This is a genomic window from Flavobacterium cutihirudinis (assembly GCF_003385895.1).
Classification (GTDB): domain Bacteria; phylum Bacteroidota; class Bacteroidia; order Flavobacteriales; family Flavobacteriaceae; genus Flavobacterium; species Flavobacterium cutihirudinis.
Genome location: NZ_QRDQ01000011.1, coordinates 42,466 through 57,401, shown reverse-complemented (window position 1 = coordinate 57,401; position 14,936 = coordinate 42,466). Strand labels below are relative to the sequence as shown.

Annotated in this window: 15 protein-coding genes; 12 read left to right on the top strand and 3 right to left on the bottom strand. The window is 33.1% G+C overall.

The window, feature by feature from the left end; translation table 11 throughout:
• Positions 1-37: 37 nt before the first annotated feature.
• The 6 genes from BD847_RS16750 (at position 38) to BD847_RS16725 (ending at position 6,790) form a co-directional block, all read left to right on the top strand.
• Positions 38-922 carry an NAD kinase gene (locus BD847_RS16750; RefSeq protein WP_115889430.1) on the top strand — a complete coding sequence of 295 codons (885 nt, stop codon included), beginning with the start codon at positions 38-40 and terminating at the stop codon, positions 920-922.
• 173 nt (positions 923-1,095) lie between these two features.
• The gene (gene porG, locus BD847_RS16745) at positions 1,096-1,788 is read left to right on the top strand and encodes a type IX secretion system protein PorG (protein ID WP_115889429.1); all 693 of its coding nucleotides are present in this window, start codon (positions 1,096-1,098) and stop codon (positions 1,786-1,788) included.
• Positions 1,789-1,792: 4 nt separating this feature from the next.
• Positions 1,793-2,533: an isoprenyl transferase gene (locus BD847_RS16740; protein ID WP_115889662.1), complete on the top strand. Its 741-nt coding sequence runs from the start codon at positions 1,793-1,795 to the stop codon at positions 2,531-2,533.
• A complete protein-coding gene (gene bamA, locus BD847_RS16735) occupies positions 2,466-5,198 on the top strand; it encodes an outer membrane protein assembly factor BamA (protein WP_115889428.1) in 2,733 nt (910 codons plus the stop codon). The genes BD847_RS16740 and bamA overlap by 68 nt, the downstream gene beginning before the upstream one ends.
• Before the next feature lie 42 nt (positions 5,199-5,240).
• Positions 5,241-6,272: an OmpH family outer membrane protein gene (locus BD847_RS16730; RefSeq protein WP_115889427.1), complete on the top strand. Its 1,032-nt coding sequence runs from the start codon at positions 5,241-5,243 to the stop codon at positions 6,270-6,272.
• A gap of 14 nt (positions 6,273-6,286) precedes the next feature.
• Positions 6,287-6,790: an OmpH family outer membrane protein gene (locus tag BD847_RS16725; protein ID WP_208641810.1), complete on the top strand. Its 504-nt coding sequence runs from the start codon at positions 6,287-6,289 to the stop codon at positions 6,788-6,790.
• Between the two features lie 119 nt (positions 6,791-6,909).
• Here BD847_RS16725 and BD847_RS16720 read toward each other — a convergent pair whose 3' ends face one another.
• Complete coding sequence (locus BD847_RS16720; protein WP_115889426.1) at positions 6,910-7,089, bottom strand: hypothetical protein; 180 nt, start codon at positions 7,087-7,089, stop codon at positions 6,910-6,912.
• Positions 7,090-7,200: 111 nt separating this feature from the next.
• Between BD847_RS16720 and murI the strand changes: the two genes are divergently transcribed.
• Positions 7,201-7,977 (top strand): glutamate racemase, encoded by a 777-nt coding sequence (murI, locus tag BD847_RS16715; RefSeq protein ID WP_115889425.1) that lies wholly within the window; start codon positions 7,201-7,203, stop codon positions 7,975-7,977.
• Positions 7,978-7,981: 4 nt separating this feature from the next.
• On the opposite strand, the gene BD847_RS16710 is transcribed toward murI, so the two are convergent.
• Together BD847_RS16710 and BD847_RS16705 are read right to left on the bottom strand one after the other, a co-directional pair.
• On the bottom strand, positions 7,982-9,217 hold the full coding sequence (locus tag BD847_RS16710) for an aromatic hydrocarbon degradation protein (RefSeq protein ID WP_115889424.1): 1,236 nt from the start codon (positions 9,215-9,217) through the stop codon (positions 7,982-7,984).
• Positions 9,217-10,542, bottom strand: a complete 1,326-nt coding sequence (locus tag BD847_RS16705; RefSeq protein WP_115889423.1) for a DUF4270 family protein — start codon at positions 10,540-10,542, stop codon at positions 9,217-9,219. The genes BD847_RS16710 and BD847_RS16705 overlap by 1 nt, the downstream gene beginning before the upstream one ends.
• Positions 10,543-10,772: 230 nt before the next feature.
• Here BD847_RS16705 and BD847_RS16700 point away from each other — a divergent pair, with 230 nt between their 5' ends.
• From BD847_RS16700 to BD847_RS16680, 5 genes are all read left to right on the top strand, one after another.
• Positions 10,773-11,612, top strand: a complete 840-nt coding sequence (locus BD847_RS16700; protein ID WP_115889422.1) for a DUF6268 family outer membrane beta-barrel protein — start codon at positions 10,773-10,775, stop codon at positions 11,610-11,612.
• 16 nt (positions 11,613-11,628) lie between these two features.
• Positions 11,629-12,636, top strand: a complete 1,008-nt coding sequence (locus BD847_RS16695; protein ID WP_115889421.1) for a Kelch repeat-containing protein — start codon at positions 11,629-11,631, stop codon at positions 12,634-12,636.
• Entirely contained in the window at positions 12,623-12,955 is a 333-nt protein-coding gene (locus tag BD847_RS16690; protein WP_115889660.1) for a DUF4907 domain-containing protein, read from the top strand. Before BD847_RS16695 ends, BD847_RS16690 begins: the two co-directional genes overlap by 14 nt.
• Positions 12,956-14,065 (top strand): sensor histidine kinase, encoded by a 1,110-nt coding sequence (locus tag BD847_RS16685; protein WP_115889420.1) that lies wholly within the window; start codon positions 12,956-12,958, stop codon positions 14,063-14,065.
• Positions 14,066-14,197: 132 nt separating this feature from the next.
• Positions 14,198-14,914 carry a LytR/AlgR family response regulator transcription factor gene (locus BD847_RS16680; RefSeq protein WP_115889419.1) on the top strand — a complete coding sequence of 239 codons (717 nt, stop codon included), beginning with the start codon at positions 14,198-14,200 and terminating at the stop codon, positions 14,912-14,914.
• Positions 14,915-14,936: the final 22 nt, after the last annotated feature.

The following is a 14,936-nucleotide window of genomic DNA, read 5'->3' as shown; positions in this document are numbered from 1 at the left end:
TAATTGACACATTGACAAATTATCTAATTTAAAAATAATGAAAATAGCCATTTACGGACAATATTACCAAAATAGTACTGAGCCTATTATAAAAGACATTTTCCAATTTTTTACTTCCAACAAAGTTGAAATGGTTATAGAAGAAAACTTTCTTCAAATGCTTTATGAAAAGCAACTTGTCAAAAAAGACTATAAAACATTTTCTTCCAACACCATTTTAGACAATAGTTTTGAAATGCTAATCAGTATTGGAGGAGACGGAACAATGTTAAGAGCAGCTACTTTAGTCCGTAATTCAGGAGTTCCACTTTTAGGTATTAACGCTGGCCGTTTAGGATTTTTAGCTAAGGTTCAAAAAGAGAACATTGACAGTCTTTTACAATATGTAATCGACCAAAATTACACAACTTCAGAAAGAACTTTATTAGGCTTACATTGCGAACCGAGAAATGAAGCTATAGCCGAACTCAATTTTGCAATGAATGAAGTAACGGTTAGTAGAAAAGACACTACGTCGATGATTACTGTTGAAACTTATCTGAACAATGAATACCTTAATTCTTATTGGGCAGATGGCTTAATCATCTCTACACCTACAGGATCTACAGGATATTCTTTAAGTTGCGGTGGCCCGCTACTAACGCCTGATGTAAAAAGTTTGGTTATTACCCCTATCGCACCACATAATTTAACTACACGACCATTGGTTATTCCTGACGATACCGAAATTACATTACGTGTTTCTGGCAGAGAAGACCAATATTTAGTTTCTTTAGATTCCAGGATTTCATCCGTAAAAAATGAATCTATTCTGAAAATAAAAAAAACAGATTATAAAATAAAAATGGTTGAGATTCCTGGAGAAACCTTTCTTAAAACTCTAAGAAACAAATTACTTTGGGGCGAAGACAAAAGAAATTAAGCCTTTTTCTGACGACCAACTATACGATATCAGTACTTTTTCTCGTTCTGCATGTACCGAATCTTCATTAAATGTCTCAAAATCATAATGTAAATTGAAAAAAAAGCACATTTAACTAAAGCAACGTTGATTCGAAATGATAATTATTATATTTGCACGCAATTCTGAATTAAATGAAGAAAATTTTTAATTTATTGTTATGTTTTTTCCCCTTTATTACACTAAATGCTCAAATCAATGAGATTGGTGTTTTTCTTGGTGGAAGTAACTTTATTGGTGATGTCGGAAGTACAACATATATTAATCCAAACAAACCTGCTTTTGGAGTATTATATAAATGGAACAAGAGCCCACGCCACGCTTACCGTTTCTCTTATACACAATCAACAATTGCGGGAAATGATATTGATTCAGACGAAACAGGAAGAAATAAAAGACAATACAGATTCGAAAACAATGTAAAGGAACTCTCTGCTGGTTTAGAATTTAATTTTTTCGATTTCAACCTTCACGATTATCATACAAAAATTACACCTTATATATATACAGGCTTAAGTTTTTTTCTTTATGATGGTTTGTATCGAGATAAACAAGATCCAAAAAATGCAATCGATGGAGCAAACTCAAGTACATTCGCGATCCCGATGACATTGGGGATAAAGTCGAATGTAACTCCTCATTTTGTAATTGGAGCAGAAGTTGGTGCACGATATACTTTTACAGACAATATCGACGGGAGTAATCCAGACACCAGCAATACAAATATTATAAAATTCGGAAACTTAAATAATAATGACTGGTATGTGTTTACAGGTGTGACTTTAACTTATACCTTTGGACAAAAACCTTGCTATTGCGCAGAATAATAAAATGAATTTACTAGACAATATAGACCACACAAATTTACCTAAACATCTGGCCATTATTATGGACGGAAATGGACGTTGGGCAAAACAACAGGGTTTTTTACGTGCTTTTGGTCATGAAAACGGAACAAAATCAGTAAAAAAAACAATTACAACCTGCGCCAAACTTGGCATTGAATATTTAACACTTTATGCATTCTCTACAGAAAACTGGAATCGTCCAAAACTTGAAGTTGAAGCATTAATGAAAATATTAATCAATTCATTAAAAAAAGAACTGGTTACACTGCAGGAAAATAATATCAGACTTAATGCAATTGGAAATCTTGATAAATTACCAAAAACAGCCCAAAAAGAGCTTTTAGACGTTATTGAAAAAACAAAAAACAATACTCGTCTTACACTAACACTGGCTTTAAGTTACGGATCACGAGAAGAATTGGTAAATGCTGTGAGAATCATCAGTGATAAAGTTAAAAATAATATAATTTCAATAGACACTATTGACGATTCAATTATAAATGAGCATCTTTACACGCAAAATTTACCTGACGTAGATTTATTAATACGAACAAGTGGAGAACATAGAATAAGTAACTTTTTGCTATGGCAGATCGCCTATGCAGAATTGTATTTTACGAATGTCTTATGGCCAGACTTTAAAGATCAAGATTTATATGAGGCTATCATTAGTTATCAAAAAAGAGAACGTAGATTTGGAAAAACCAGTGAACAAATTAAATAATTTTTTAGTGTTACAAAAAAGAGTACAAATAGTCCTTACCCTACTACTTTTGGGTAGTTTTTCACAAATTAAAGCACAAGATAGAGTACCTTTTGATCAGGGAAAAAAATATATCCTTGCTAAAGTTTCGGTTGTTGGTAAAATAAGCTTCAATGAACAAACTGTTGTTACATTTTCTGGTCTTCAAAAAGGTCAGGAAATAACTGTACCAGGTGAAGAAATTAGTGGCGCTATTAAAAAATTAGGTAAACTTGGTTTATTTGATGAAATCGCTTTCTATATTAATAAGGTAGAAAATGATAGTATTTATCTGGATTTAAACATCGTAGAACTTCCTAAACTAAACGAAGTTAAAATTGTTGGTGTTAAGAAAAGTAAAGTCGAAGGACTTATTAAGGATAATAACTTGACAAAAAACAAAATTGTCAATGAAAACTTAATAACTACCACAAAAAATTACATCGAAAACAAATACAAAAAAGAAGGTTATTATAATACTAAAGTTACAATAACCAATACTCCTGATACGCTAGCCGGAAATCAGGTAAATATGCTTGTTCGTATTGACAAAGGAGATAAAGTAAAAATCAGCAGTATTGATTTTACTGGAAACAAGCAACTTACTGACACCCAATTAAGAGGTGCCATGAAAGACACTAAGCAAAAAAATGTCCTTCGTGTTTTAAAAGCCTCTAAATTTATCCCTGAAAAATACAAGACTGACTTAGAAAAAGTTATTGCTGCTTATAAAGAAAAAGGATATCGTGATGCTCGTATTATTTCTGATTCTGTTACTTACAACAAGGATAAAAATATGCTTGCCATCAAAATTAATCTTGAAGAAGGAAACAAATATTACTTCGGAAACATTAAATTCTTAGGTAACACTGTTTACTCAGACCAGACATTAAACCGCTATTTAGGAATTAAAAAAGGAGAAACTTATAACGGTGTTTTACTTGAAAAACGTATCGCTGATAAATCTAAACCAGATGGTGAAGATATCACAAACCTTTACCAAAATAACGGTTATTTATTCTCTAATATTAACGCCGTAGAGGTTAAAACAGTAAACGATACAATTGATTTTGAAATTAGAGTTACAGAAGGTCCGATTGCATATTTCAATAAAATTTATGTTACTGGTAATGACAAAACAAATGACCACGTAATTTACCGTGAGTTAAGAACGAAACCAGGAAACAAATACAGTAAAGATGAATTGGTAAGAACAATTCGTGAGATTGGACAATTAGGATTCTTTGATCCTGAAGCAATCAAACCTGAATTTAGAAATGTTGATGCAGCGGCAGGAACAGTTGATATCGAATATCAGGTTGTTGAAAAAGGATCGAGCCAGATTGAACTTCAGGGAGGTTACGGTGGTGGAGGTTTCATTGGAACCTTAGGACTTTCGTTTAACAACTTCTCTGCGAGAAAAATGTTCGACAAAGATGCTTATAAGCCTCTTCCTATGGGAGATGGACAAAAAGTAGCACTTCGTTTACAAGGAAGTACTTATTTCCAAACGTACAGTTTATCCTTTTCAGAACCATGGTTTGGAGGAAAAAAACCAGTACAATTTAGCTCTTCTATCTCTTACAGTACACAATTCTTAAACAATTATATTACAAGAGATGTAGACAAAAGCAAAAGTTTTAATATTTTTACAGTACAAGTTGGTCTCGCAAAAAGGTTGACAGTTCCGGATGACTTCTTTGTATTATCACAATCTGTAAGTTACCAACATTATGATTTGAACAATTATAACACTGGTTTATTTACATTTGGTAATGGAGCATCTAGAAACTTAGCTTACACTATTGGAATATCGAGAAGTAATAAAGGTATTAACCCAATATTCCCAACATATGGTTCGGAATTTAGTCTTACCGCAAAAGTAACACCTCCATATTCATTATTCAATGGTATTGATTATGCGGATTTGGGTAATCAGGAAGAATATAAATTAAGAGCTGCTGCAGATGCAACTGCGCCGGATGCAAACGGACAGATGATTAAACAAGGTGATTATCTTGATGCAAACAACAATAAAGTAGCAACTTATCAGGAAGCTGCTGCAGATCCGGCTTTAGTAGATCAAAAGAAATACAATTGGTTAGAATATTATAAAATTAAATTCAAAGCAGACTGGTATACTAAAGTTTACGGTAAACTGGTATTAAGAACATTAACTGAATTTGGTTTCTTAGGAGCATACAATCAGGCAAGAGGTGTTGTACCGTTTGAGCGTTTCTACTTAGGAGGAGATGGAATGGCACAGTACTCAATGGATGGTAGAGAAACTATTGCATTAAGAGGATACAAAAATAACAGCTTGACGCCGGTAAACAGTGTTGGAGATCCAATTGGAGCTACAATTTATAACAAGTTCTCTATGGAATTACGTTATCCAATTACTTTGAAATCATCGGCATCTATTTTTGCATTAACATTCTTAGAGGCAGGGTCATCATACCCAACATTTAAGGACTATAATCCGTTTGATTTATATCGTTCTGCCGGTGTAGGTTTAAGAGTATTCATGCCTGCATTTGGTTTATTAGGTATTGATTTCGGATATGGATTTGATGCTGCCCCTGGTATGCCGTCTAATAAGCCGAATGGTTGGGAAACCCACTTTATCATTGGGCAACAATTTTAGAAAAATAACGTTTGGTTAAAAATCATCAAATAAAGTTATGTTATGAGAAAACAATATTTATTTATATTTTTAGCCTTGATTGTAGCACATACAAGTCAGGCTCAGACAAGAACGACAAGAATAGGCTACATTGACATGGAATACATATTGGAAAACGTTTCTGATTATAAAGAAGCCAAAGCCCAATTAGAGCTCAAAGCTCAGAAATGGAAACAGGAAATAGAGACTAAAAAGTTAGATATAAATAAATTAAAAGAGGGTCTTAAAGCTGAAAAAGCCTTATTAACAAAAGAACTCATAGACGAAAGGGAAACTGAAATCAAATTTCTTGAAGAAGAAATGTTAGACTATCAGCAAAAACAATTTGGCGCCGACGGGAATTTAATAAGACAAAAAGCAGCTTTAGCAAAACCAATTCAAGATCAGGTTTTCACGGCAGTTCAAGATATAGCTGAAGCGAAAAATTATGATTTTGTTTTTGATAAATCATCAGATCTAACAATGCTTTTTAGTAATAAAAAGTTTGACATCAGTGATCAGGTTCTTCGTGTTTTAAACAGAACAGACAAAAGAGAACAATTAACTAAAAAGCAATTAAAAGAGCAGGAAGTTAAAGAGAGCAAGGAAAATGAAATAGATGAGAATCCTGCAATGGCTGATCGTCAGAAAGCATTAGACGAGAAAAAAGCAGCCCGCGAAAAACTGATTGAAGATAGAAGATTAGAGCAGGAAGCAAAGAAAAAAGAATACGACGACAGACGAAAAGCAATACAAGCTGAAAGGGAAGCTAAAAAAAATGGCACGGTTTCTGAAACTGCAAAAACAGGTGAAGCTGCAAAAACGGATCCAGCATCAGCGACAGCAAAACCAGCAACAGCAAATCCTACTACAGGAACTGAAACCGCTCCTGCAACAACTGAACCTGTTGTTGACAAAGCAGCTGAAAGACAAAAACTGTATGAAGCTCGTAAAAAAGAATTAGAAGAAAGAAGAAAAAAGATACTCGAAGAACGAGAAGCGGCTAAAAAAGCAAAAGAAGCCGAAACACAAAAAACAAATACGACCAATAATTAATTAATATTTTAAAAATGATGAAACAAATCAAAACTTTACTAATTGCTGCCTTATTAATCCTAGGAGCAAGTAACACAATGAATGCACAGGCGAAGGTTGCCCATGTTGATGTTAGCGAGATTATGTCGAAAATGCCTGCTATGTTAGATGCTCAAAATCAACTACAAAAACTAAGTGGAACATACGATGCTGAATACAAAAAAATGGTTGATGAATATCAAACAAAAATCAAAAAGTACGAAACTGAATCTACTACAGTTACTGAAGCTGTAAACACAGATCGTTCTAAAGAAGTTCAGGACATGCAAAAAAGAATTGTTGATTACAGAGACAATGCTCAAAAAGAATTACAACAAAAAGAAAGCGATATCGTAAAACCATTAATGGAAAAAGTAAAAGCTTCTATTCAAAAAGTTGGAAAAGCTAAAGGTTTCCAATATGTATTAGATGGTTCTTCTCTTATCTTAGCTGATGGTCCAAACATTACTGCTGATGTAAAAAAAGATTTAGGATTCTAAAAAAAGATTCCTGTTAAAAAAAACGGCTCAGACTTTAAAAGTTGAGCCGTTTTTTTTTTAAAACCATATTGTCAATAGAATTCATTGTATAAAAAAAGGAGTGTAAACACTCCTCTTTTTTATGGAAAATCTTTGCATTCTGTTGTTAATGGCACACAATCCCAAAGTAGTTCGCCTTTATCATTTTCTCCACGATAACAAATTTTACCAGTATTACAATGAGGTGCGGTACCACCTTTAACTTGCTTAAGTTCATCCTTAGATAATCTTTCGCCAACTAAATTTTTAATAATTTTCATAGGTTATAATTTTTTGGGTTATAGGTAAATATAGTAATTTATTTACAATAAAATGGCATTTTATTGTAAATGTAAATTGTAGAAAAAACAAAAAGTATGTAACTTTGTTATATGACAAACAATAATCCTATAGGCGTTTTCGATTCTGGAATTGGAGGAACATCCATCTGGAAAGCCATTCATGATTTACTTCCAAACGAAAAAACAATTTACCTGGCCGATAGCAAAAATGCGCCGTACGGTCAAAAAAGCAAAGAGGAAATTGTTGCCTTAAGTAAAAAGAATGTAGATTTTTTACTTGAAATGAATTGCAAAACGATTGTTGTGGCATGCAACACAGCAACAACAAACGCAATTAGAGAACTTCGTGCAGATTATGACATTCCGTTTATTGGTATTGAACCTGCAATTAAGCCAGCTGCGAACAATTCGAAAACGCAGGTTATAGGTATTTTGGCAACAAAAGGAACTCTAAATAGTGAACTTTTTAATAAAACTGCCGAGATGTTTCAGAACACAACTATAATTGAACAAGTTGGATATGGTTTAGTACAGCTTATAGAAGATGGAAATCTTAACTCGCCAGAAATGACACAATTGTTGGAATCTTATTTAAAACCAATGATTGATGCCAATATTGATTATCTTGTTTTGGGCTGTAGTCATTACCCTTATTTGATTCCTCAAATAAAAAAAATTCTGCCGGACCACATTCAGATTATAGACTCTGGAGAAGCAGTGGCCCGTCAGACGCAAAATATTCTTCGCGAAAAGGTTGGTTTTTCAGATGCTAAAAATAGCATACCTGAATTTTATGTCAATTCAAATCCGACAGTTTTGAAATCGATATTAGATCATAAATATGATGTCATCCAAAAGGATTTCTAAAGTACTATTCAATCTTTCGCTTGACGAACCAAATTCCATCTAAAGAAAGATTGAGTGATAATTTATGATAATTCTCTTTTATAAGATTATCCGAAATTCTTCCTTTTTGTCCGTACGAATAGGAAATGTTCAAAGTTGAGAAAGTATTTTCAATAGGCAACGAAAGTCCAATTGAGATTGCAGCATTATTGATTCTTTTTCCGTCGATTTCGAGATAGCCATTGTCAAAATTTGCTCCCATTGCATATTGTACCCTATCCCAATATTTTCGAATATTTTTCGTCGCACTATAAGTGAAGCCCAATGCAAATCTGTCACGATTTACAAAATCTCCGTATAACTCCGACTGGTTGGTGTCATCCCAAAAGCTTTTTTCATAATCCAATGTCATATTCAGATTATTTTTAAAACGTTTACTTATTCCGAATCCTATTTCAGAAGGCAAATAGTAATCGTCAATATCTGAAGCAACATTCGTTTCAACATTTGTTACCACTTCATTTGCAACCATTTGTACAGATTGCACTTTTGATGCCTTTATTTGTGTCGGCAATTTTATTGTAGAAGCAATCGTAAAAGTTGAATCTATTTTGTATTGTACACCAAGTGTTCCTCTAAAACCATTATAATCTGTCCGTTTCGTAATACCTGTTATGGTACTCGTTATTAGGTAACTTCTCTGATCGGTTGTATTACCGAACAATAAAGATGCAGAAACACCTGCTGAAAATTTCTTTCCAAATCGATATCCGTATGAAAAATCAAAATTGTTTAATCCACCTGAACCTTCTGCTGTCAAATAATAATATTCCTGGCTATCAGATATTGGCAACTTAAGATTAGAAATTTTAAACGTTGCACTCGAATAAGGTCGTAATGAGGCACTGAAACCAGAATTTTTAGTAACTGGAAATGCAAAAGCAATATGCGAAAACTGAAAATTATTTCGGTTTTCACTTCTCGAACTACTTTGATAAGTGGTCGCAATCGCCTTCCCTCCTACATCAAACATAAAATGATTTAAAGGAATAAATCCAAGCGATGCTGGATTAAGATTATTGATAAAAGTACTGGAAGGCAAAGCCAAACCCGATGATCCAATCGAAGGTAGAACACCAAATTCTGAATCATACAGACTTCCTACACCGTAAAGTGAATAGGGAGAACTGGAAATACTTTGGGCAAATGAAGTCAGCGACAATAAAATGAAGCAACTCAAATAAATTATATTCTTTTTCATTAATAGGAGATGTAATAAATTTTCAATTGAATCTTATTATTTGGATGCTTCTGATCGCCCAAAACAAGTCGGTTTACTGTTTTTGAAATCCCAGGCAGCGTTAAGATAAGATTAGACCGTGAATCGCTTTTCTTTAGCATTTCCTTCTGCAAAAAACTACCAACAGGTATAGTATAGGCGATATTTTCATTGAACTCATCACTCTTTTTATTTAAGATTCCATAAACTGCCGAGCCAGCAGAATTAACTAATGAACCACTAATCCTGTTTAAGTTATCACCCACATATACCTTTAAGGAATCACCAAGTACGAATTGTTGTGAATAGGTATTATTAACAGGTTTCACAAGTAATTCGGCACTAACTATTGCACCGTTGTCTGCAATGTATTTTAGCTGTTTAATGTTTGGAAAATCAATTCGGCAAGCCACACCTGTTCCCGACTGAATAAATCCTTGTTGATTCGTAAGTGAACTAGAAAGTGTTTTACTGGAAACCGGTAAGTTTTGAATAAGCGTTCCTGTTTTGTCAAGCGATATAGAATTGAACTGCTTCGAAACATCTGCAATTGTAAAATCAAGGTGATACGCCTCGTCTTCAGTATCGGCCTGATATTTTGAATAGTACAATCTTACTTTACTTGTTGTTGCATTAAACCCAATCATACTCGACGAATTAGAGCTTGATGGCACTAAAACAAGTCCTTTTAGATATTCTGTAAAACTATCAAAGCTTGTAATTTCTCTCTTTTTTATCTTTTGAAAAAGTTCATTCCCAAAAGTTTTGTCCATTTTAATATTGATGGAATCCTTTTCTATCGGTCTGGGTTTATATGAAATAGTTCCGAGACTTTCGCTACTATAAGCTAAAGCCGAATTATTATAAAAACTATCATCGTCTGTATTTGGTTTTACTTTTTGAGTAAGTCTATGAATATCGAATGTCTGCACCTTCGTTGTGTCACCATAATAGTAATTGTCATATTTTAAAATCATTGAAATGGAGTCAAAAACAAAATTTGTGTATTCTGTATCAGATCCGCTTGATGCTAAAGTATAGGATCCCGCAAGATGAAAATAACTATTCGACTTCACCTTTCCGAAGATTGGGTCATCGTAATTTCCTACCAGAATTCGGCTTTGACTCGAAGTTACTAAGGAGTCAAAATTTATAGTAGACATATCGACTGTAACCGTATCAATTAATATCACTTTATTGTTTACCGCCAGATAATCTGATCCAACAACAAACTCACCAGCATCTGTATCCGTACCGCACGACAGCATCGTGACAGCGAAAAAGAACATCAATAAAAACTTGCTCATAATTCATTTTTTGGGCAAATATAAAATGAGGACTTCTGCACTACACTATAACATATACAACCACGCATTTTTACCCTACAAAGAGCTATAAAACATCTATAACAGATCAATTGAAACAAATCTCTAATTCAGCCGATAAAAAGACGATTTAGTCTATCAAAAAGGCGCATACATATATATTCTTTTTTTTTAAAACGTCGTAAACCTACTTTTGAGCCTATAAATATGTAATGAAAATAAAGATTATAATATGTTCTGTTTTTACTGTTTCTTTTTTTAATGTGAAAGCTCAGGAAACAATTTCAGCCGAAATAAATGCAAAAGCAGAACCAACAGATCAAATTGATTTTAATAAAACTTCGGCCGTCGTATCGTACAGCAAAAGTTTAAACACAAAAAATCAGTTTAAAAACACATTTGAGTATTCTAACCTGAAAGTAAATTATGAAGTAGGCCGTTTTTTAGCTTATGATAATCTGGAAAGCTTTAATCAATTTAAAAACAAGATGGAATTTCTGCAACAGATTTCAAGCACAACAAAACTGAATTATACTGTAACACCGACAGTAAATTATCAGCAAAATCTGGATTTCTCCGATTTTACAATTTTAGGAAGTCTTGAACTCATTCAACAAATAAACTCCAAGACAAATATCACGATTGGAGCTGCAAGAACAACTGTTTTTGGTTCTCCTAAATTTATGCCCGTTTTTGCCCTAAACTATAAAATCAGTACTGAAAGCGACCTCTTGTTAGGTTTCCCTGACTCTAAGCTTTCCTACTCAAATAATATTCGTAACAAATTCAGCATCAATAATAATTTCAATGGTAATTTTTACAATCTGGATCAAAAAAACAATTTAGATAATTCAGCTAAGGCAAGTTTATCTCAGATGACTTCAACTTTAGAATATGAAAGAAATATAGACACAAACTGGTTCATCAATTTTAAGGGGGGTTATGACTTTTATAAAAAATACGAATTACTAGATTCTGAAAATCATAAAATACATGATTTCAATATAAGCAACGGATACATTCTTGGAGTAGGCATCAAATACAAACAATAAATAAATTTAATACACTATGAATAATTTAAAAAAGGGAATATTATTCGCAACACTATTTTCGGCACTCTTTTTTGTAAGCTGCAGTAACGATGATGACGATGATGATTTAATTGGAAACTGGGTTAAAAAATCGGCTTTTGACGGACCTGCAAGATCCAGCGCAACTAGTTTTGTAATTGGTGATAATGCTTATGTCGTAGCGGGTTATACCGGTGACGAATATTTAAAAGATTTATGGGCCTATAATTCTACAGGTGATTACTGGGAACAAAAAGCAGATTTTACCGGAGTTGGAAGAAGTTCTGCTTCGAGCTTTACACTTAATGATAAAGGTTACGTTGGTCTTGGTTATGACGGAACGAATCGATTAAAAGATTTTTATCAATACGATCCTGTTGCCAACAGCTGGACCCAAAAAACAGATTTTGCAGGAACAGCGCGTTATGCCGCTGTAGGATTTCAGGTTGGTGGAAAGGCTTATTTTGGAACTGGTTATGATGGAAATTATCTAAAAGATTTTTATCAATACAACGACCAGACCAATACCTGGACGCAAGTAAACGGCTTCAGCGGAAATAAAAGACGTAATGCGACTGTTTTTGTAATTGGTGACAAAGCCTATTTTGGAACCGGAATAAACAATGCCGTTTATCAGGAAGACTTCTGGGAATTTGATCCTGCAACTGATGTCTGGACTAGAAAACGTGATATTGACAAAGACACAGACGATGACTACTCATACAACGACGATTATGCAATTGTTCGTGCAAATGCATCAAGTTTCAGCATGAACGGATTGGGTTATGTTGTTGGAGGAGAAAGCACAAAAACCGTTTGGGAATATAATCCTTCTACTGATCTTTGGACAGAAAGAACAGCAATGGAAGGCGCAACAAGAACTGATGCTGTAGGTTTTTCAATTAATAATCGTGGTTTTTATATGTTAGGACGTATAGGTTCAAGTTACTTTGATGATGCCTGGGAATTCAAACCATTAGATGAACAAAGTGATGATGATAATTAATAATAGCAAATTCTTCTGGAGTAAAATCCAGAAGAATTTATTGTTTTTTGTACTTGTTTCTCTATTTATTGGATGCACAAAAAAAGAAACTTTGCAAATGGACTCTTTCCGTACTACATCCGGTTGGGGTTATACGATTGCATACAAAGACAAAATTTTAATAAAACAGTCTGTAATACCTGTTATCACAGACAACAAAAGCTTTGAAAGTAAAGAAGATGCATTAAAAGTTGGTAATCTCGTTATTCAGAAGCTTAACGAACATTCTTCGCCCACGGTAACAAAAAATGATTTAATTTTATTAAAAATAAAATTCTAAATGAAGCTCGATACCATTAAAAATACAAGTTCAAATAAGATTTTATTTCATGGCATTATATGGATTTTCTTCATATTAACTTCCCTGATTCAATTTTACGAAAGCCCTTTCAGAATAAACGATGATTTTTATGCGCAATGGATAACCGGAATTGTTTTGTTTTATCTGAACTATTTTTATTTGGTTCCTGCTTTACTTTTAGAAAAAAAATACTGGCTTTACTTTATTTTCGTTTTCACACTTATTGCTCTTTTTATGATTATCAGGCTTCATTATTTTATTCCTGAATTCAGACATTTAAGACCCGAAAACATGCCTCCTTTAAACAAATTTCCGCATTATCCGAAGTTCAACGGACAGTTGCCTCATTTTAGGAGAGAAATTCGTCAGCCACTTTTTTTTAAAATTGCTCCGTCATTTTTTTACATTTTAATTATTACAATTAGTGCAATTATTAGAACATTGTCTGAGTTTTATAACAACCAACAAAACAAACTAATTGCCGAAACTCATAGAACAAATACTGAATTGATTTATTTGCGTAAACAAACAAATCCGCATTTTTTATTCAATTCCTTAAACAGTATTTATTCACTGGCACACAAGAAATCTGATTTGGTCCCTGATGCCATCGTAACCTTATCTGAACTTATGCGGTACATGCTGTATGAGACAGATAACAAAACGGTGGCTTTAGAAAAAGAAATCAATTATATCCAGAATTACATTGAACTTCAAAAACTTCGATTAAACAATATCGAAGACATTGTTATCAATGTTCACGGCGATACTAAAAACAAGTTTATAGAACCTTTACTTTTGATTTCTTTTGTCGAAAATGCGTTTAAATATGGCACTGATTATAAAGGCGCAGCGCATGTAAAAATCAAAATTTTCATTCTTGAAAACAGTCTCGATTTCTGGATTGAGAACACGATCGAAAATTACGTGAAAGATCCAGAAAACTCGGGAATCGGTTTGGTAAACATTCAAAACCGACTTGATTTGCTTTATCCAAATGCACATCGGCTAACTATTACTCAGGATAGTAAATATTACCGAGTTCATTTAAACTTGAGTTTAGATCAGATTCAAACCGCCGTAAATTGATTTAGTTTTGATAAAACGTTAAGAGATAATTATAAAATAAAAGCTTATTTTATGAAAACTTTAGAACTTAATTGATTGATTTCAAACTACTTTTGAGCACCAAACAAATTTTAAATATCTAATTCACAACAGATGAAATGTGTCATTATAGACGATGAGCCTTTAGCGGTCGAATTATTAGAAGATTTTGTAAAAAAAGTAGATTCGCTTGAATTAATCAATACGTTCAATAATGCCATCGATGCTGTTTCGTTTATCAATCAAAACAATGTTGATTTAATTTTTTTGGACATTCAAATGCCGCATTTCTCGGGAATTGATTTCTTAAATACTATCGAAAAAAAGCCTTTGGTTATTTTTACAACAGCATATTCTGATTATGCAGTTGAAGGTTTTAATCTTGGCGCGGTAGATTATTTGGTCAAACCTATTCCGTTCCATCGTTTTTTAAAATCGGTTGTAAGAGCGCAACAGGTTTTAAATCCGGCAACAGCAATTCAGTCTGTTTCTGAAAACACGACGGCTCCAGAAATAGAACAAGATTTTATGTTTGTGAGAGCTGAATATGAAAACATAAAAATGAATTTTTCTGATATTCTATTCATTGAAGGCCTTAAAGATTATGTCAAAATTTATACGACCGATAATAAATTTACATTGACATTAATTAGCCTGATTAAATTAGAAAATTTACTTTCAAGCAAAGGGTTTTCGAGAATTCACAGATCTTACATTATCAATATTAAACACGTAAAATCGATACAAAAAAATAAGGTTTTAATTAGCGATAAACGAATTCCAATTAGCGAAAGCTACAAGGCAGCATTTTTTGAAAAGATCAACCTATAAATTAAAATTCCAAATAAAAAAT